Origin of the sequence: Methanoculleus sp. UBA208, assembly GCF_002498065.1 — an archaeon.
Taxonomy (GTDB): domain Archaea; phylum Halobacteriota; class Methanomicrobia; order Methanomicrobiales; family Methanoculleaceae; genus Methanoculleus.
The window spans coordinates 16500-34364 of record NZ_DAFZ01000119.1 but is presented as its reverse complement, the minus strand read 5'-3'; the positions used below and the strand labels follow the sequence as shown (position 1 = coordinate 34364).

18 protein-coding genes and 1 pseudogene are annotated in these 17865 nt (G+C 62.0%); 10 read left to right on the top strand and 9 right to left on the bottom strand.

The genetic code is table 11. The annotated features are described in order from the left end of the window. Window positions 1–673, bottom strand: a pseudogene (locus BRA62_RS12525) (ATPase); the annotation flags it as partial. A 46-nt stretch (window positions 674–719) separates the two neighbouring features. Here BRA62_RS12525 and larC point away from each other — a divergent pair. Beyond that, window positions 720–1913 (top strand): nickel pincer cofactor biosynthesis protein LarC, encoded by a 1194-nt coding sequence (larC, locus tag BRA62_RS12520; RefSeq protein WP_292367120.1) that lies wholly within the window; start codon window positions 720–722, stop codon window positions 1911–1913. After that, window positions 1910–2587 carry a DNA repair and recombination protein RadB gene (gene radB / locus BRA62_RS12515; RefSeq protein ID WP_292367118.1) on the top strand — a complete coding sequence of 226 codons (678 nt, stop codon included), beginning with the start codon at window positions 1910–1912 and terminating at the stop codon, window positions 2585–2587. Before larC ends, radB begins: the two co-directional genes overlap by 4 nt. Here radB and dapF read toward each other — a convergent pair. Then, the gene (dapF, locus tag BRA62_RS12510) at window positions 2574–3392 is read right to left on the bottom strand and encodes a diaminopimelate epimerase (RefSeq protein ID WP_292367116.1); all 819 of its coding nucleotides are present in this window, start codon (window positions 3390–3392) and stop codon (window positions 2574–2576) included. The two genes, radB and dapF, sit on opposite strands and share 14 nt — an antisense overlap. Window positions 3393–3479: 87 nt before the next feature. Beyond that, a complete protein-coding gene (locus BRA62_RS12505; RefSeq protein ID WP_292367114.1) occupies window positions 3480–4424 on the bottom strand; it encodes a hypothetical protein in 945 nt (314 codons plus the stop codon). Between the two features lie 395 nt (window positions 4425–4819). Here BRA62_RS12505 and BRA62_RS12500 point away from each other — a divergent pair, with 395 nt between their 5' ends. After that, window positions 4820–5098: a DNA-directed RNA polymerase subunit L gene (locus BRA62_RS12500; RefSeq protein ID WP_292367113.1), complete on the top strand. Its 279-nt coding sequence runs from the start codon at window positions 4820–4822 to the stop codon at window positions 5096–5098. 6 nt (window positions 5099–5104) lie between these two features. Continuing rightward, complete coding sequence (locus tag BRA62_RS12495) at window positions 5105–5737, top strand: class I SAM-dependent methyltransferase (protein WP_292367111.1); 633 nt, start codon at window positions 5105–5107, stop codon at window positions 5735–5737. Here the strand turns inward: BRA62_RS12495 and BRA62_RS12490 are convergent. Continuing rightward, complete coding sequence (locus BRA62_RS12490; RefSeq protein WP_292367110.1) at window positions 5718–6335, bottom strand: translation initiation factor IF-2 subunit beta; 618 nt, start codon at window positions 6333–6335, stop codon at window positions 5718–5720. The genes BRA62_RS12495 and BRA62_RS12490 overlap by 20 nt on opposite strands. 93 nt (window positions 6336–6428) lie before the next feature. Between BRA62_RS12490 and purL the strand changes: the two genes are divergently transcribed. Then, entirely contained in the window at window positions 6429–8501 is a 2073-nt protein-coding gene (purL, locus tag BRA62_RS12485; protein ID WP_292367108.1) for a phosphoribosylformylglycinamidine synthase subunit PurL, read from the top strand. Here purL and BRA62_RS12480 read toward each other — a convergent pair. Together BRA62_RS12480 and ilvC are read right to left on the bottom strand one after the other, a co-directional pair. Next, a complete protein-coding gene (locus BRA62_RS12480; protein WP_292367106.1) occupies window positions 8495–8989 on the bottom strand; it encodes a flavodoxin family protein in 495 nt (164 codons plus the stop codon). The genes purL and BRA62_RS12480 overlap by 7 nt on opposite strands. Window positions 8990–9314: 325 nt before the next feature. Beyond that, on the bottom strand, window positions 9315–10304 hold the full coding sequence (gene ilvC / locus BRA62_RS12475) for a ketol-acid reductoisomerase (RefSeq protein WP_292367104.1): 990 nt from the start codon (window positions 10302–10304) through the stop codon (window positions 9315–9317). A gap of 129 nt (window positions 10305–10433) precedes the next feature. Between ilvC and mptA the strand changes: the two genes are divergently transcribed. The 5 genes from mptA to frhB all read left to right on the top strand — a co-directional run bounded on the left by mptA (window position 10434) and on the right by frhB (window position 15302). Next, window positions 10434–11375 carry a GTP cyclohydrolase MptA gene (mptA, locus tag BRA62_RS12470; RefSeq protein WP_292367102.1) on the top strand — a complete coding sequence of 314 codons (942 nt, stop codon included), beginning with the start codon at window positions 10434–10436 and terminating at the stop codon, window positions 11373–11375. Window positions 11376–11600: 225 nt separating this feature from the next. Beyond that, window positions 11601–12968, top strand: a complete 1368-nt coding sequence (gene frhA, locus BRA62_RS12465) for a coenzyme F420 hydrogenase subunit alpha (RefSeq protein WP_292367100.1) — start codon at window positions 11601–11603, stop codon at window positions 12966–12968. A gap of 10 nt (window positions 12969–12978) precedes the next feature. Beyond that, the gene (frhD, locus tag BRA62_RS12460) at window positions 12979–13539 is read left to right on the top strand and encodes a coenzyme F420-reducing hydrogenase, FrhD protein (protein ID WP_292367097.1); all 561 of its coding nucleotides are present in this window, start codon (window positions 12979–12981) and stop codon (window positions 13537–13539) included. A 103-nt stretch (window positions 13540–13642) separates the two neighbouring features. Further along, window positions 13643–14404, top strand: a complete 762-nt coding sequence (gene frhG / locus BRA62_RS12455; RefSeq protein WP_292367095.1) for a coenzyme F420 hydrogenase subunit gamma — start codon at window positions 13643–13645, stop codon at window positions 14402–14404. Window positions 14405–14414: 10 nt separating this feature from the next. Further along, window positions 14415–15302: a coenzyme F420 hydrogenase subunit beta gene (gene frhB, locus BRA62_RS12450; RefSeq protein WP_292367093.1), complete on the top strand. Its 888-nt coding sequence runs from the start codon at window positions 14415–14417 to the stop codon at window positions 15300–15302. Window positions 15303–16019: 717 nt separating this feature from the next. Here the strand turns inward: frhB and speD are convergent. The 3 genes from speD to BRA62_RS12435 all read right to left on the bottom strand — a co-directional run bounded on the left by speD (window position 16020) and on the right by BRA62_RS12435 (window position 17749). Next, the gene (speD, locus tag BRA62_RS12445; protein WP_292367091.1) at window positions 16020–16451 is read right to left on the bottom strand and encodes an S-adenosylmethionine decarboxylase; all 432 of its coding nucleotides are present in this window, start codon (window positions 16449–16451) and stop codon (window positions 16020–16022) included. 555 nt (window positions 16452–17006) lie between these two features. Continuing rightward, window positions 17007–17159: a hypothetical protein gene (locus BRA62_RS12440; protein WP_292367089.1), complete on the bottom strand. Its 153-nt coding sequence runs from the start codon at window positions 17157–17159 to the stop codon at window positions 17007–17009. After that, entirely contained in the window at window positions 17156–17749 is a 594-nt protein-coding gene (locus BRA62_RS12435; protein WP_292367087.1) for a DNA polymerase ligase N-terminal domain-containing protein, read from the bottom strand. Before BRA62_RS12435 ends, BRA62_RS12440 begins: the two co-directional genes overlap by 4 nt. Window positions 17750–17865 lie beyond the last annotated feature (116 nt).

Genomic DNA, 17865 nt, shown 5'->3' with positions numbered 1-17865 from the left:
CGTAGAGGAGGACGCCCTTCGGGGGCTCGATCCCGAGCTTGCGAAAGATCTCCGGGTGCCGCATGGGCAGTTCGATCGTCTCGCGGACACGCTGCAGTTCGCCCTTGAGGCCGCCGATGTCCTCGTAGCTGATCCGTTTCACGCCCTCAAACCCGGCCGCAGGCTTCTCGGAGAACTCGATCTTCGTGTTCTTGGTGATGATCACGGCGTTCTCCGGCTCGACCACCACGGCTTTGAACGCGACGAGCTGGGGCTGCATGAACGGGAGCCCCGCCTGGATCGGCACGGAGTCGTTTTTGACGACCGGAAAGTCGATCAGCTTGTTGACAACGCTGCCGTAGTTGATGGGGAGCTGTTTCGGGAGGTCTTCGGGCGGCGCGAGCACGACCCTTTTTGCCTCGGCTTCCTCATCGAGCGTCTTTATCTTTACCCGGTCCCCTATGCTCGCACCGGTATTGAGCCGGGTAAAATTATCGATCCGGACCTTACCCTGGTGCCAGTCGTTAACCATGGCACGCCAGACCTTGGCCACGGTGCGGCGCTTTCCTTCGATTGCAACGAGGTCTCCCGGGTTGAGCCTGAGCTGCAACATGGTATCGGGGTCAAGCCGTGCCTTGCCTGCCCCCTGATCCTCAGGATAAGCGCTATCTACCTTCAAGTATATCTCGGGCATTACCTCTAGTTCTTATATTTCGGGGATTTATAAGTACTGGAGACGCATGATTATACTTCTCTTCGATCCGTTCAACGGAGCCGCAGGCGACATGATCATCGGAACCCTTCTCGATCTGGGAGCCGATGAAGGGCTTGTCAGGGCAGCCATGCGCTCCGTCGTCGGGGAACCGACAATCGAACGGGTAGACCGCTCCGGGATCCGGGCCGTCCAGGTGAGAGCGCATGCCCCGGTGCACCACCGTAGCCTCGACGAGGTGCTCGACCGGGTGGGCGGGAGCGTCGCTCCCGCCCCGGCTCAAGAGATGGCACGACGGGTATTTCTCCGGATACACCGGGCCGAGGAGAGTATCCACGGAGAGGGGGCGCACTTCCACGAGGTGGGTGCGGACGACGCGATCGCCGATGTGGTGGGAGCCTGCACCGCCCTCCACTCCCTCGCCCCTGACGGCGTGGCCGTCCTCCCGGTGGCGCTCGGCCGGGGATTTGCGGTCGGTGCGCACGGCACCTTCCCCGTCCCTGCACCGGCGACGGTCGCAATCCTCGCGGAATCGGATCTCGCGACGGTTCCCGGGGACGAGGAGCGGGAACTCTGCACCCCGACCGGAGCCGCGCTCCTCGCCGAGTTCGCGACCGTCCGCCCGGAGGATATCGGCCCGGCGGAGATCAGGGCGGTCGGGTACGGGGCGGGAAGCAGGAATCCACCGGGAAGGCCGAACGTCATCCGTTCGATGCTTCTCTCTGCAAAAGAGGCTCCCGAAGGCGACCGGGTCGACATCCTCGAGACGAACGTGGACGACGTCACCGGGGAAGCCCTCGCCTACACGATCGGCCGCCTGATGGAGGAGGGGGCCCGGGACGCAAGCGCCACTCCCGTCGTGATGAAGAAGGGACGGAGCGGCCACCTCGTCCGGGTGATCTGCCGCCCCGACGCGACCGACCGCCTCATCGGGGTGATGGCCCGGGAGCTCGGGACGCTCGGGATACGGTGCATACCGATGGTGCACCGTTCGGTCGCCGAACGGACGGTTGAGGCGGTCACGGTGACCATCCGGGGGAAGGAGACGACGATCGACGTGAAGTGCGGCTGGTCGGGAGGGAAGATAACCTCCTTCAAGGCGGAGTACGAACAGGCGGCCGCGTGCGCACGGGAGACAGGGCTCCCGCTCCGCGAGGTCGCCGGGACCGTGGAAGCGGCTGCACGCCGCCTCTTCATCGAGCGGGGTGTGCTCGCGCCATGAAGCCGGACCGGGTCAGCACGGGAAGCCAGGCCCTCGACGACCTGCTCGGCGGCGGGCTCGAGCGGCGGACGATCACCCAGATCTACGGCGAGCCCGCGAGCGGCAAGAGCACCTTCTGCCTCATGGCGGCGGTGGCCTCCCTCCGGGCCGGGAACTCGGTCGTCTACATCGACACCGAAGGATTCTCTGTGGAGCGATTCAGCCAGCTTGCCGGGGAGAACGCCGGGGCGTTCGCGGACCGGCTCTACCTCTTCGAGCCGATCGACTTCGCCCAGCAGGGAGCGATGATCGCCGATACGGAAGGGCTGCTTAAAAAGAACGGCCACGCCCCCGTGGGGCTGCTGGTGATGGACTCGGCGACCGCCCTCTACCGGACCGAACTCGACCTCGGCCGGGAGGCACTGCGAAAACTCTCGCACCATATGATAAAACTCCTGGGCCTCGCAAAGAAGTACGACATCCCGGTCCTGATCACCAACCAGATCTACATGGACGTGGAGCGGGACCGTGTGGCGGGGCTCGGGGGAACGGCGCTCGAGCACCTCTCGAAGGCCATCATACGGCTTGAAAAGAAGGATGGTGTCCGGCGGGCGATGCTCCGGAAGCACCGGTCCCGGCCGGAAGGAATCTCGTTCGATTTCGTGATCACCGGAGACGGGATCAGAACGGTATAACGCCCGCAAAGACCGTCTCGGCGGGGCCTTCCATCGTGACGGTCTCCCCGAACCGGATCACGAGCGGGCCGCCTTTTGTCTCGACCCTTACCGTATCCCCGACTTTGCCGAGATGCCGGGCGACCGCGGCGGACGCCGTCGCGCCGGTGCCACAGCTCTCGGTCTCGCCCTCGACGCCGCGCTCGAACGTCCGGATCCGGAGCGTGCTATCACCGGCGTCCTCGACGAAGTTGACGTTCGCGCCCTCCGGGAAGGTGGGGTGGTTCCGTATCGCGGGGCCGATGGCGGCGATATCGACGGCGCCGATCTCCTTCACGAAGACGACGGCGTGCGGGACGCCGGTGTTCGCGGCGTAGACGGTGAAGTTGCGGATCTCCTCTTTGTATTCGCCGTCCCCGGTGGCGGGAACCGCGCTCCGCTCGAACGCCGGTGTCGGCATCGTGATCGTCGCGGTGAACTCGTCGTCCGCGTAGCCCATCGTCACCGCCACGATCCCGGCCCCGGTCTCGACCGAGCAGGTCTCTTTCACGTATCCGGCGTCGTAAGCGTACTTCGCGAGGCAGCGAATGCCGTTTCCGCACATCTCGGCCTCGCTCTCGTCGGGCTGGAAGAGCCGCATCCGGATCTCGGCCGTTTCAGACGCCTGGAGGAAGAGGATGCCGTCGGCGCCGATGCCGAACCTGCGGTCGCAGAAGAGCGCCGCAAACGCTCCCTTCATATCCTCGGGGATGACCTCCCCGTCGTGCTCGTCGATCAGGACGAAGTCGTTGCCGTTTCCCTGCAGTTTGGTGAACGCGATCTCCATGGTGCAACCTCTTCTGTAGGTATTGGGAGCGGCGGGTGATAAACCGTGTGGGGTTGAGTTGGGACTGCGGCCACGATCAGGGCTCCCTCACGTTGCACCGCAGAGACGCGTCCACGCCGACGAATCCATCCGGGGGCCGATGGCCAGCTCCGGCGGGGAGATGAATACCGTGAACTTCACCGGAATATCCTCGATTCCCATCTCCCTTGCCCGCGTATCGAGCATCGCATACACCGCATCTATCGAGGAGACGTTCTCCGGCGGGGGCGGGCCGTTCCAGATGCCCACCCGCAGATACCCGTCGATGTCGTGGCCGTACCCGATGAGAGAGCCGTTGGGGTAGAGGTAGCGTTCCCGTATCAGATCTTTCGTGGCGGCGGTGAAGCCTGAGAGCGCTATCCCTTTTCCGCCTTTCGAAGAGGGAAGCCCCCCGAGCGTGACGGTGACGGGTTCCCGCCTGTTCAGGGCGGCTTTGAGGTCTTCGATCCCCGGTCCGGTGAAGACCGGTTGGGAAGATTGGAGTTTCGCGGCAGACGCTGCCGGTTCCTGATCCCGGAGGCCTCCGGAGGGGTACAGGATTGTTCTGGCAGCCCCCGGATTGGAACGGGCAACGACGGCCGCATCCGCTTGAGAACCGGGTTCTGTAAGCGGCGTGTCGATATGCCCGGGCCCCGAGGCCCGAACCCCCGTCGGGAGATCTATCCCGCCGTGCATCGAGTAGTTCAGTTCATCCCTTGCCTGCTGCAAAAGGGGCGATACCCGCCTATCATCCGCCTCGGTCCATCCGTCAAGGTATGAAACTCGCGGCAGGCTACGGATTGCCTCGGCAATCTCTTCTTCGGAGCACCCCTCACTTCGAAGTTCGCTGATGAACGAGGGAGAGCGTTCCTGGAGTGCTGCTGCATCAACGATGTCCAGCTTCTCAATATCGGGTGCCCCGGCATCCGCAGCCATCGCCGGCACCACCATAACACCCACCAGCAGCACGGCGAGGGGGACGGAGAATGCCTGCATTCCGATTTTTCCGCTCATTTCACACTCCTTCAGGGAACTCACGGAGGCAGAGGCATGCCGTCAAGTGCAGGAAGAGCATGCGTCCCCATCGCTTCCGGGCGCAGGACGTTCGCCCATCCAATTCGTTACCGGCCGGGCGAACGTTCGCACCGTTGCAGGCGCCGCCTGCGAAACCCATGGTTGAGAACTCAACGTTCTTCTATATCCCTTTTCTGTCACCATCGGCTACACGCCGAGGCGTTTCGATCGAAAAGCATGCAGCAATCGACCGGAGCCCGAGCCAGCCCGGACGGAGTTATTCTACCGGGAGCGGACCGGTGAGAGCCTTCGGGCTCACCATCGAACCGCCCGGCGCTTCACCTCACCCATACTTATATACCCCTCCCGGGACCAAACATAGGGTGCGTATGGCCATGAAACTCAAACTCCTGGAGCTGACTGACGACAAGGCCCGGATCCTCTTTGAAGGCGAAGGGAAGACGTACATAAACGCGCTCGCCGCCGAACTCATCAACGATCCCGATGTGGACGTGGCGCAGCACAGACAGCAATTCCTGTTCGCAGACCCCGAGCTGGTCGTCACCACGGTCAACGGCCGGTCTCCTCTTCTTGCAATAACGGACGCGGCAAAGCGGCTCTCCGGCTACGCCGGCGAACTCCTCCGGCAGATGGAAGCCCTCGGGACCGCATAGATAGGCATGAGAAAGAGCGCCGAAGGCTTCGCCCGGATTGCCCGGGAAGTCTTTGCCCCCATCTATCCCGTCATCGCAGAGCAGGCGCTCGCGTGGTCCGGGATACGGGACGGGGTCGCGCTCGACCTCGGGAGCGGTCCCGGCCTCCTCTCCATCGCGCTCGCACAGAAGAGCAAACTCTCTGTCATCGCGCTCGACGCCGATCCGGCGATGTCCCGGATTGCCCAAAAGACCGCCGCAGGAACGCCCGACCGGGTGATCCCGGTCACCGGGGACGTCCACTGCATGCCGATCCGCGATAACATCGTCTCGCTTATCATCAGCCGCGGTTCGATCTACTTCTGGGAAGACCGGCCGCAGGCGTTCCGCGAGATCGAACGGGTGCTCCGGCCCGGCGGCGTTGCGTATGTCGGCGGCAGCTTCGGGACTCCCGCGCTCCGCGAGTCAATCTTTGCCAAGATGCGGCAGCGGAACCCGGACTGGGACCGGGACGTCGCCCGGCGGAGCGGGCGGGCGGCCCCGGACGTGCTCCGCCGGGAACTCGCCGCGAGCGGTGTCGCCCACGCCAGGATACGGGAGGAGGAAGAGGGGATGTGGGTGGAGATCAAAAACGACGCGATCAGTCGACCCGCTCGGTGAAGATGATCGTCCCGGCGATCCGGGTAATTTTGATCTTCACCGTCTGGCCCGGTTTTGCATTCGCGACATACATGGTGTAGCGGTCGATCTTCACCACGCCATCGCCGCGCTTCGAGAGGAACTGCGGGGTGACGTCCATGATGGCGCCCTCGGTCGGTTTCGACGCCGCAGAAGGATCTACTATCGCTTTCCGCTTTCGGACCGGCCGGTGACCGCCGCAGGCGTCGCACCGCAGCGTCAGGATCCGGTCGGTCTTAACGAGACGGGTATCGGGCTTTCCGCACTCCGAGCAGATGACGTAATCATCGACGTAGCCTTTGATGATCGTGTTGATCTGCTCCTGCTCGAACTTCCCCGAGAAGACGGCCCGCGTCCCTTCGATCTTGCCGGCGGTGCCGAGCTCCCCGAGGAGGTGCTTCATCAGGTGATCCTGGTCGCGCCGGAGGATGCCCGCAATCTCAGCGAAGTTCTCAAGGACCGTGGTCTTCCCCTCGATGAAGGCGCGGGCGGCAGGAACCGTGAACCGATCTTCAAACTCCGTCGGCTCCGTGATATTGGTATAAGCCTCCTTCAGAAGGTCTTCGTATGACGGGGTCATACCTCACTATTGGTCGCGCGACGTCAAAAAGTGAGTACCTCATTTGGGGCTTGCACACGCTTATGTAGATGGGCAACCCACCAGTTTTATAGTATGTTATCGGCTCAGGACCTTGCATTGCTGCGAAAAACCCTCGGACGCGACTTAACCGACGTCGAACTCGCCTGTTTTGAAAATCTCTGGAGCGAACACTGCAGTTACCGGTCCACGAAACCCCTTCTCAAGACGCTCCCTACCGAAGGGAGCGAGGTGCTGCTCGGCCCGGGGGACGACGCCGCAATCGTGCGGTTCAGCGACACCTGTGCCCTGGCCATCGGGATGGAGAGCCATAACCACCCCAGTTACGTAGACCCTTACGACGGCGCCGCCACCGGGGTCGGCGGCATCGTCCGCGACATCCTCTCCATGGCTGCCCGCCCCGTCGCCCTGATGGACCCGCTCTACTTCGGCCCCCTCGAGAGCGAAAAGAACCGCTACCTCGTCGAGCACGTCGTCGCCGGGATCGGGGATTACGGCAACTGCATCGGGGTGCCGGTCGTCCGGGGAGAACTCGTCTTCGACCCCTCCTACTCGGGCAACCCGCTCGTGAACGTCGTCTGCGTCGGGACCGTGGACCCCGGTCGCTACATCACCGCCCGGGTGAAGAAGCCCGGCAGCCACCTGGTCCTGATCGGCTCCTCGACCGGGCGGGACGGCCTCGGCGGGGCGTCGTTTGCGTCCCGTGACCTCTCCGAGGACTCGGAGGCCGCCGACCGGCCGAGCGTCCAGGTCGGCGACCCCTACACCGAGAAGCTCCTCATCGACGCGATCCTCGCGATGGCCGGGACCGGGAAGGTCCTCTCCTGCCGCGACCTCGGGGCGGCGGGGCTTGCCGGGGCGTCGAGCGAGATGGCAAGCACCTTCGGGGCGGTGCTCCACGCCGACCGCGTCCACCTCCGGGAGACCGGGATGGTGCCGCGGGAGATCATGCTTGCCGAGTCGCAGGAGCGGATGCTCGTCGAGGTGGCGCCTGAAGACGTCGCCCTGATGGGGGAGATCGCGGAGAAGTACGACCTCCGGTGGAGCGACATCGGCGAGGTGATCGGTGAAGCCCGCTATATCGTGAAGTTCCACGGCGAGGTCGTCGCCGACCTGCCCATAGACCTCCTGGTCGGCGGAGCGCCGCTCTGCGCCTGGGAGAAGTCGCCCTACTCCGCGGAGACGCCGTTTGTCCGCCCAAAGAAGCCGGTAAAAGACCTCGCACTCGCGGTGCTCGCGCACCCGGACGTGGCCCGGAAAGACTGGGTCTACGAGCAGTACGACAAGGACGTCCAGCTCCGGTCGGTCTCGCTCCTTCACGACGCCGCCGTCCTCCGCCTGGAGGACAAAGCGCTCGTCCTCTCCTGCGGGTGCAACCCCCGGCACATATACTTAAAACCCTTCGAAGGGACGGCGAACGCCGTCATCGAGAACGCGAGCAACCTCGCCTGCCTCGGCGCAGACCCGCTCTGCATCGTCGACTGCCTGAACTTCGCGAGTCCCGAGCACCCGGAGATCGCCTGGCAGATCGAGCAGTCCGTCCTCGGCCTCGGGGATGCGGCACGGAAGATTGGAACCCCGATCGTCGGCGGCAACGTCTCGCTCTACAACGAGAGCGACGAGTTCGAGACGCAGATCAGGCCCACGCCGTCGCTCGGAATGGCAGGAAGAGGAGAGGTCCGGGAGTGGACGGCACCGGCCGAAGGCGAGAAACTCGCCCTGATCGGGGGGACTGAGCCCGACTTCGGCGGATCGGTCCTCGATGCCGTAACCGGTTGCGGCGGGTCCGCGCCCGCGATGGCGGACCCGGCCGTCGTCGCCGTCGTCCGCGGCCTTGTCCGGGACGGTAAGGTCACGGCCGCGACCGACCTCTCCAGAGGCGGGCTCCTTGCGGCGCTCGCAAAGGCCGCGCCGCGTTCCGACGTCACGCTCGCCGGCGACCCCCTGGAGGAGCTCTTCTCCGAGACCTACGGCCGGTTCCTGGTCGCGGTTCAGGATGAAGCGGCCCTCGCCGGGACGGAGCACCGGGTCATCGGCACGGTAAGAGGCGACGCCCTCACCCTCCGGCTGAGTGACGGGACGGTCGTCATCACGCCGGAGGAACTCGAGACAGCGCTCTCCACGACGACCCGGACGATGCGCTACTGAACAATCCCCTCTTTTTCCGACCGGCGGACGAGATCGGCCAGGACTTCCACCGCCTCCGGATTTTTCACGTCTCCCGCCGTGAGCGGGACCGCTCCCCTGACATCGGCACCCCGGCCCGCAAGCATCTCCTCCATCCGCTCGAGCGTCCCCCTCGGCGCCCCGCGCGAGGTGCAGAAGGCGACCGCAGCCTTCCCCTCGATGCCCGCGAGAGCGGCAACGGCAGCGTTGATCGCGGGTGTCGGGTTGCCGGCCCATACGGGGGTTCCGACGACGACGGTGCCGTAGCCGGAGACGTCGATGACGGCCGGCTCTATCTCGTTCTTTTTCCCCTGCGCGGCCCGGGGAGCGCCTTTCAGGTACATCCCCACCTTCGAGTAGCCCGCGAGATCCTTTACTTCGATGAGATCGGCGCCGATCAGGGCGGCGACCTGTTCGGCGACCGCCCGGGTAGTGCCGGTCTCCGAGTGATAGATGATGCAGACTGACATACCGGAGAGTACCACCGGCGGGTATAAACGGGTTGCTACCTGTCCCGGGGTTATGAAACAGAATCCCAGAGCCAAGCCATACCTCGTTGCCTCACGCGAAGGCGCGAAGGGCAGTTACCAGCATCCATACGCTGGACTTCGCGCTCTTCGCGGCTTCGCGTGAGATGCCATTACTACCCCATAGCAACAGTACCTCACGCGAAGTGCGACTTCCACGAAGGGGAAGGAGCTCGAGCACCGAAGGTGCGAGGCGCGAAGGACATGTATGGTTACCTAGGGCTGCATGAGGCCTGCAGGGCCATCGGCCGGGAAAAAGAGAGGGATGTTACTTCCGAAACTGCGGCATGAACGAACGGAGTTCCTTCCCGACCTCTTCGATCAGGTGCTCCTCGTCCGCTCTCGTCAGCGCGTTAAAGACCGGGCGGTTCACCATGTTCTCAAGCATCCACTCCTTCGCGAACTCACCGTTCCGGATCTCCTCGAGGATCTCCTGCATCGCCACGTAGGTCTCCGGCCCGATGACGCGGGGGCCACGGGTCAGGTCGCCGTACTGGGCGGTGTTGCTGATCGAGTCGCGCATCTTCGTAAACCCGCCTTCGTAGATCAGGTCGACGATGAGCTTCGTCTCGTGCAGGACTTCGAGATAGGCCATCTCGGGCGCATACCCGGCGTCCACCAGGGTCTCGAACCCGGCCTTGATGAGCGAGGTAATCCCGCCGCAGAGGACCGCCTGCTCCCCGAAGAGATCGGTCTCGGTTTCCTCGGCAAACGTCGTCTCGAGCACGACCGCACGGGTCGCGCCGATCCCCCGGGCGTAGGCGAGCGCGATGGCGTGCGCTTTCCCCGTGGCGTCCTGGTGAATGGCGATGAGGGCCGGGACACCTTTTCCCTCTTCATAGGTCCGCCGTACCATGTGGCCGGGGCCCTTCGGAGCGACCATGACCACGTCGACGGTGGGTGGGGGGACGATCTGACCGTAGTGGATGTTGAATCCGTGGGAAAACATCAGGCAGGCGTTTTCTCTGATATTGGGGCTGATCTCGGCGCGGTAGACGGCCGCCTGGTTCTCGTCGGGGAGGAGGATCTGGATGATATCGGCACGCTTGACTGCGTCGGCCACGGAATAGACCTCGAAACCGTCTTCGGATGCTCTCTGCCAGCTGCTGCCGGGCCGCAGGCCGATGACGACCTGGCAGCCGGAATCACGCAGGTTCAGCGCCTGTCCGCGGCCCTGGGAACCATAGCCGACGACGGCGATGGTCTTGCCCTCCAGGGTGCCGGGGTCCGCATCGGACTCATAGTATTTTTGCACCATAGGCTCTCACTCCCGGTTGGACAGCAAACCTGATAAATATTATATCGAAGAACCCCGGTGGTGCACTGTGGGTCATTTTAAGGTTGATGAAGAGAAACCTTACCTACTATACGCTATTGAGGATTTGTAATGGAACTGCCAGATGTCCAGTCCAGCCTGCCGGAGGTCCATATCAACCTTACCAGGGTGGGTGTCAAAAACGTCCAAAAACTCGTTGAAGTCGCCCGACCCGGTAAGCGGCCGGTCATATTCATCTCCAAATTCGACGTCTTCGTCGACCTCCCGGGGAGCCTCAAAGGTGCAAACCTCTCCCGGAACTTCGAGGTGATCGATGACGTGCTGCAGCAGGCCATCGACGGGGATGTAAAGGAGATCGAGGAACTCTGTAGCGCAGTGGCGAGGAAACTCCTCGATCGGCACGAGTACGCGGAACGGACCGAGGTCCGGATGCGGAGCCAGTTTATGGTCCGGCGGGAGACGCCGGTCAGCGAGACGAGCTGCCATGAGGTCGTGAACGTCCACGCGAGAGCAATAGCCCAGCGGAACGAAGGAAACCCGATCATCCGAAAGAGCATCGGCGCCGAAGTTACGGGGATGACCGCCTGCCCCTGCGCCCAGAACATCATGAAGGACCATGCCCTGCATGTCCTCGAGAATCTCGGCGTTGAGGGGGACAAGATCGAGGCGTTCTTCGACGAGGTGCCGATGGCCAGCCACAACCAGCGCGGACGGGGTTTCCTCTGCGTCGAGATCGACGACGACCAGCACATCAGCCTCGAGAAGATCATCAAGATCCTGAAGGATTCCATGAGTGCGCGCATCTACGAGCTCCTCAAGCGGGGCGACGAGAGTTACGTGGTGATGGAAGCCCACAAGAACCCCCGGTTCGTCGAAGACTGCGTTCGTGAAATGGCCCGCAAAGTGATCGCGCAGTTCCGGGATCTTCCCGGGGACACGGTGGTCACCATAAAGCAGACGAACGAGGAGAGTATCCATCAGCATAATGCGTACGCGGAACGAAAAGCGACGATAGCAGAGCTCATCGCGGAGATGGACGAAGGTACATTATAAACAGAATATTATTTTACATTTTTTATAGATAGTTAACACATTTTGACATTCTTTATTACGTCTTACGTAAATCGTAACATTCCAGAAAGTTCTTGAGCGAAAGATATAAACTCTGTTTTCTTCATAATCCCTGTTGACGTACTCGCGTACGTTTTCAGTACAGAATTGTGTGGTAACACCAGTATAGTGTTCAGAACATCATAATATCGGAATGAGGCGATATATTTGTCGAAAGTTGTAGAGATTTCCCCAACAACGAGACATGAAGGCCATTCAAAGCTCGTTCTGAAGGTCAACGATGACGGCATCGTCGAGCGTGGAGACTGGCTCAGCATCACCCCGGTTAGGGGAGTCGAGAAACTCGCCATCGGCAAGACGATGGAGCAGGTTCCAAAGATTGCATCCCGCGTCTGCGGTATCTGCCCCATCGCGCACACCCTGGCGGGTGTCGAGGCGATGGAGGCTTCCATCGGGTGCGAGATCCCCGAGGACGCAAAACTCCTGCGTTACATCCTGCAGTGTGCCAACAGGATGCACAGCCACGCCCTTCATAACATCCTGTCCCTCCCGGACATGTACATCCCCGGAACCGACGTAAAGATCAACCCCTTCACCAAGGAAGAACCGGTCAGGAGCGTTGCTCTTCGTATCCAGCGGCTCCGTGAGATCGGCCAGACCATCGGCGAGATCGTCGGCGGAGAGGCAATCCACCCGAGCAACCCCCGCGTCGGCGGTATGTACAAGAACATCAGCCCGCGTGCGAAGGCGAAGATCTACGATCTCGCGAAGGAATCCCGGGTGCTCGCGCAGGAGCAGATGGAGTTCATGACCGCGGTCTTCCGGAACTACCAGAAGCGCGACTGGGCTGAAGTCGGCGGTGTCGAAGTCCCGATCCCCGACGACCTCGGCTACCACAACCAGGGCTACATGGCCACCGCGCCGATGTACGGCAGCTCCAGTCTCGACGAGAACCCGACCTGGTTCCCCGAGCGGTTCACCGAAGTCCGCCCCTGGGACTGGTACATGGGCGAGGTCGAGATCGACGAGGCCGACCCGAACTACCCGATCGGCGGCACCACCCCCGTAGGGAACAAGGCCTGGCCCCAGATGGAGGCCTGCACCGGCGTCCCGCTCTATGACGGCCAGCCCGTCGAGGTCGGACCGCGTGCACGCCTGGTCCAGTTCAAGAACTACGACGAGAAGGGCGCCATCGGCCTGCAGGTCGCACGCCAGATGGAGTTCCCCGAGACCGCCTACGGCATCATCGAGGCCGTGGATGCGCTTGACACCTCCGGATCGGTGCTCGCCGACGAGATCCCGCAGGGCGACGGAACCCTCGGATGGGCCGCAAACGAAGCGCCCCGTGGAACCGACGTCCACCTTGCCCGGGTCAAGGACGGCCGGGTACAGTACTACGGGATGCTCGTCCCGACCACCTGGAACTTCCCCACCTGCAGCCGTGCACTGACCGGTGCACCCTGGCGGCTTGCGGAAGTCATCATGCGTGCATACGACCCCTGTGTCTCCTGTGCGACGCACATGCTGGTGATTGACGAAGACAAGAGACTGGTGGCCCAGAAACTCATTCAGTGAGCGTACACGCATGCTATTCCGTGAGATCGTGATCGCAGGATGCGGCAACCCCCTCTACGGAGACGACGGGTTCGGCCCTGCAGTCGTCGAAGAACTCCAGAAGTTACAACTGCCCGACAACGTCAAGGTGATCGACGCCGGCCTTGGCGCCCCTCATTTCCTCTTTACTCTGATGGAGGATGCGGAGGTGCCGGTGAAGAAGCTCGTCATCATCGATATCGCCGATTTCGGCGCTAATCCCGGTGATGTGACGAAGCTCCGGCCCGAAGACCTGCCGCCGGGCGCCTACCGGGATGCCCATTCGTGGGACCTTTCCGAGCCGCTACAGCGATTGAAAGACATCATCGATATCACGATCATCGGGTGCCAGCCCAAGCGTGTCGCGAGCCATGAGTTTGAACTGGGGCTCACTGAGGAGGTTGAGGGTGCCATTCCCAAAACAGTGCGTATCGTACTGGAGGAAATTGGGGTAGAGTATGGGGCTACTATCAACCATCAAGGAACGCATCTTTGGGCGTCGCCGGGAGAAGCCGGCGGAGATGCCGGGAAGAACCCCGGAGAGCAGGCCTGAGGCGACGCCGGCGGCAAGCCAGCCGCAGACGAAGCCCGCGGTGAAGCCCTCTGATGTGATTGTAAAAGAAAAGGTGGAAGTTGTACAAAAGGAGGAAAAGCCTGTGGCAGATAAGATTACGATAGGTGAATTACACCTGAGCGGATGTACGGGATGCCTCGTTACGCTTGCGGATAACTACGAGGGTCTCTTCAAGCTGCTCGATGATTATGCGGACCTGGTCTATGCGTTGACCCTGGTCGACGTGCGCCACGTGCCCGAGATGGACGTGTGCCTGGTCGAGGGTTCGTGCTGTCTTGACGACAAACTGTCGGTAGAGGAACTGAAGGAAGCAAGGGAGAAGTCGAAGGTGCTCGTCGCCTACGGCGCCTGCGCGGCCTACGGCAACATTACGCGGTTCTGCCGGGGCGGCCAGTGGAACCAGCCCGGTCACGAAGCGTTCGTGCCGATCAGCGAGGTCGTCGATGTTGACCTCTACATCCCGTCCTGTCCCCCGTGCCCGCAGCAGGTCAGGAACGTCGCCGTCATGGCCTACCTGCTGCTGAAGGGCAACGACGAACAGAAGAACCTCGCGACCGCATACCTGACGCCGCTGATGCAGCTTGCACAGCGCGGCAACGAGGCCTGCGGCTGCGACCTGATGTATGATGTCATCAACCAGGGCCTCTGCATGGGATGCGGAACCTGCGCCGGCACCTGCCCGGTCCGTGCCATCACCATGGAGTACGGCAAGCCGAACGTGAACCGCGACCTCTGCATCAAGTGCGGCGCCTGCTACTCGCAGTGCCCGCGGAGCTGGTTCAACTTCGACGTCATGAACAACTATGAGGGCATCATGGATGCCATCAAGGGAGCCATGGAGTGAGGTGAGAAAGATGGACGTACTCGGTAACTACAAGTCCGTAATCTCGGCACGCTCGACCGACAAGGACATCACAAAGAAGTCCCAGGACGGCGGCATCATCACGACGCTCTTCGCGTACGCGCTCGAAGAGGGTATCATCGACGGTGCCATCGTCGCAGGTCCGAGCGAAGAGCCCTGGAAGCCGGAGCCCGTGGTCGTGACCACGAAGGCCGAACTTCTGGCCGCCGCCGGAACGCGCTACACCATCAGCCCGAACCTCAACCTGATCAAGGAGGCGACCCGCAGCTACGGTCTCGACCGCGTCGGTATCGTCGGCACGCCCTGCCAGATGCAGGCTGTCCGGAAGGCTCAGCTCTACCCGATCGGCATGCGCGACGTCGACGACAAGATCGCCCTCGCGCTCGGCATCTTCTGCATGGAGAACCTCTCCTACCAGGCGCTCGAGGCAATCGTCGAGGACCACTGCAACCAGAAGATGGAGTCCGTCAAGAAGATGGACATCGGCAAGGGCAAGTTCACTGTCTACACCGAGCGCGGTGCAGTCAGCCAGATGCCCCTGAAGCTGATCCACAAGTACGTGCAGCCCGGCTGCAACGTCTGCCTGGACTACGTCGCGAACCTCGCCGACATCTCCAGCGGCTCTGTTGGGAGCCCCGACGGCTGGAGCACGGTCTTCGTGCGGAGCATGAAGGGTAACGCGGTCTGGGAAGGCGCCATGGCCGCCGATCTCTTCGAGACGAAGGCGATGGACCAGGTCAAGCCCGGCCTCGATCTCGTGACGAAACTCGCCACCGAGAAGATCACGAAGAACCAGAAGAACGTGGACGCTCGTAAGACGTTCGGTCTCAAGGCGGACGGGACCGCCAAAGGTCTCCGGAACCCCTACGAGACTCCCTGAAACTCTTTTTTTTCGGTCGGTTCAGCCGGATTCTAACCCTGTAAAGAGGCGTCCCGGGGATAGTCCTGGCTCTGCAGATCGGCCGTGCCGAGTTGGATAGCTTGAATGGGTGCAGGCGGATCTTGAAAGCCCGAAATGGTTTCGCGGGTGACTGGTCGGAGAACCGCGGTATCAGTGTCATCTGGTGAAGTTACAACAAACAAAACGGCCGAAATGAGGAAAGTGCCCGATACAGTGGACCGTGCGGATATCACCATAGGGAGGAGGGGGCAGGGGAGGGGGGAGCTCCCCCCTCGCACCTAACGGTGCTCAAGCTCGCTCTCGCTCGCACTCCCCGTCAGCCCCACCCCCACGTGGCGATACCCGGGGGAAAGCCGTGCATGGATTGTAACTTACCAGAGGACAGTCGTTACTCGCACCTCCAATGCTCACGTTCGCTGACGCTCACGCCTTGAAGACTTTCGAGTGCTCAAACCCCTGATAGTCGCTCGCCCCTCAATTACGATCTCTACGGCTAGAACAGTGTTTCGACAGAGTCAATTTTCCGCCACTACCTGGCCGAATCTCCAGACCCGGAGGTCCGGGCTATTTTCTCCAAGAAAAATCGAGGGTGGGGGCCGCCCCGCCGCAGTCTCCGGTTAGACCGGCGGGAGATGGCAGCGGCTCTCTTTCGTTATACATTACCGGTGAAGCGTTTGCCGGGTGTCGTGTTCGTATTCAGTCCCTGAACAGTACCTGGTAGGTTGCCGACTCTGCTCCAAAAAAGTTCCTGCAAAACTCTGCTGCTTTCGAAGGCTCGTATTCCTTGCAGCTGAAGATGTCGAGGTAGGCCGCGTTGGTCTCGTTCGCGAAGTGGCCGGAGACCAGCGATGTCTCGATGAGCTGGGTCATGGAGAACCCTGCGACCCTCTCATTCGGGCCGAAGTGGATGATCTGCGGTTCGCCGAACCTCTTCATGTCGATAAGGTCGCACAGTTCGATGATGAACTGATGAATCTTCTCAGCGTCCCGGATCGATGCCGGGTCGCATCCCTTTATGTCCACGCTCGTGTACAGTCCCCAACAACCACGTTGTTTGAACTGTGCAACGATCTCTGCGTCGCTTACTGTCTCTGCCATAACGTTGTTTGCCATTACTTTACTAGCCATGATCTCACCTTCGAGAGGATCTGCGATCGATTGATCTCTGTAATTTTTGATAGTTCAGATTTTAAACTTATCCATCTCACTAATGGAGAATAACGGTTATTTAGCGGTTACGCCAGAGCAATCCCTGCGTATCCGAAATTCTACGGCTTATTTTTGACAGATTTCAAAATTGGTGACTTTGCGTGGCCCATTTGCCCCCGAGTATGCTGTGTGCCATGATTAAATCACACCAAGTATGATTCAACACAGGCACCCAATCTTTTCCGGGACCTCTGCTCCGGGGTTTCACGGGCTATCGGGGTCTTAAAAACAAACTCTTTTCTCGGTACGATTCCCGGATTACTTTTCAGGAGTGAAAAACCGTTAAGTCGGGATTTGAAAATATTTGTTCCCGCACCGGCCAGTACCACGACCGAAAGGCAGCCGGGCGATGACTACGGGACCCCCTCTCCCGGGCCAGGAGACACGGTATCTCCACCGCCGGACGCGCACCCCCGGCCCCCGTCCCACCCCCAACACGGGCTCCGGACGGGGACCCGCCGCAGGCAGGTGCCCTCACCGGACTTCCGGGGGGTGGCGGTGCGCGTGCCTGACGTGGTCGTGGAGGTCTTCGAGCGTGGGATACTGCCTGCCGCAGACCGGGCAGATGAACTCACCCATTTCCACGGGAAAGTCGGGAACCCTTCTCCGCGGTGGCTCGCCCGTCATCCATCCCCCTCTGCCGCGATCTCCTCGATCGTCCGGCCGGAGACGACCGACCCGGGCTCCGTCGCGACCGGGTTCCTGACCGGATCCGCCTCGGCATCGTCCATCTTCACGAGGAGCCAGGCCTCGCCCTTCCCGGTCCTGAAGCGGGTGAGGGCATACCCGCCCCGGACCTTCTTCCCCTCGAGCCGGAAGGATACGTGGCCCCGCTCGAGGGCCTCGGCGACCCCGATCTTCTCCCCATCCTTCTCCGTGAGGTTTTGGTAGGTCCCCCGGTCCCAGACGAGGACCGTTCCGGCGCCGTAACTCCCCGCCGGGATGACGCCCTCGAATTCGGCGTAATCGAGCGGATGGTCCTCCGTCGGGACGGCGAGGCGCTTCTCCTTCGGGTCGAGAGACGGTCCTTTCGGAACCGCCCAGGATTTCAGCACGCCGCCGGCCTCCAGGCGGAAGTCGTAGTGGAGCGTGGTCGCGCGGTGCTTCTGGATGACGAAGATGGGATGGGCAGCCGCTTCCCGCTCTCCCGGAGGCTCCGGCGTCCGGGAGAAGTCCCTCTTCTCGCGATACTCATCGAGCGTATCCGGTCCTGCCATACGGGAACTCCGGCGCTGCCCCTGATAAGGGTTTTCCCGATCCCGGAACTTCGCTAGAGTTCTTGAGGAAGCCCGCCGACTTCCTCACGCGAAGTGCGACTGGCGGGAGCGTAGCG

What these genes read in the sequence shown, in the direction of transcription:
- larC (WP_292367120.1), top strand. Translation starts at nt 720, where the DNA reads ATGATTATACTTCTCTTCGATCCGTTCAACGGAGCCGCAGGCGACATG.
- radB (WP_292367118.1), top strand. Translation starts at nt 1,910, where the DNA reads ATGAAGCCGGACCGGGTCAGCACGGGAAGCCAGGCCCTCGACGACCTG.
- dapF (WP_292367116.1), bottom strand. Translation starts at nt 3,392, where the DNA reads ATGGAGATCGCGTTCACCAAACTGCAGGGAAACGGCAACGACTTCGTC.
- BRA62_RS12505 (WP_292367114.1), bottom strand. Translation starts at nt 4,424, where the DNA reads ATGAGCGGAAAAATCGGAATGCAGGCATTCTCCGTCCCCCTCGCCGTG.
- BRA62_RS12500 (WP_292367113.1), top strand. Translation starts at nt 4,820, where the DNA reads ATGAAACTCAAACTCCTGGAGCTGACTGACGACAAGGCCCGGATCCTC.
- BRA62_RS12495 (WP_292367111.1), top strand. Translation starts at nt 5,105, where the DNA reads ATGAGAAAGAGCGCCGAAGGCTTCGCCCGGATTGCCCGGGAAGTCTTT.
- BRA62_RS12490 (WP_292367110.1), bottom strand. Translation starts at nt 6,335, where the DNA reads ATGACCCCGTCATACGAAGACCTTCTGAAGGAGGCTTATACCAATATC.
- purL (WP_292367108.1), top strand. Translation starts at nt 6,429, where the DNA reads ATGTTATCGGCTCAGGACCTTGCATTGCTGCGAAAAACCCTCGGACGC.
- BRA62_RS12480 (WP_292367106.1), bottom strand. Translation starts at nt 8,989, where the DNA reads ATGTCAGTCTGCATCATCTATCACTCGGAGACCGGCACTACCCGGGCG.
- ilvC (WP_292367104.1), bottom strand. Translation starts at nt 10,304, where the DNA reads ATGGTGCAAAAATACTATGAGTCCGATGCGGACCCCGGCACCCTGGAG.
- mptA (WP_292367102.1), top strand. Translation starts at nt 10,434, where the DNA reads ATGGAACTGCCAGATGTCCAGTCCAGCCTGCCGGAGGTCCATATCAAC.
- frhD (WP_292367097.1), top strand. Translation starts at nt 12,979, where the DNA reads ATGCTATTCCGTGAGATCGTGATCGCAGGATGCGGCAACCCCCTCTAC.
- frhB (WP_292367093.1), top strand. Translation starts at nt 14,415, where the DNA reads ATGGACGTACTCGGTAACTACAAGTCCGTAATCTCGGCACGCTCGACC.
- speD (WP_292367091.1), bottom strand. Translation starts at nt 16,451, where the DNA reads ATGGCTAGTAAAGTAATGGCAAACAACGTTATGGCAGAGACAGTAAGC.
- BRA62_RS12440 (WP_292367089.1), bottom strand. Translation starts at nt 17,159, where the DNA reads ATGACGGGCGAGCCACCGCGGAGAAGGGTTCCCGACTTTCCCGTGGAA.
- BRA62_RS12435 (WP_292367087.1), bottom strand. Translation starts at nt 17,749, where the DNA reads ATGGCAGGACCGGATACGCTCGATGAGTATCGCGAGAAGAGGGACTTC.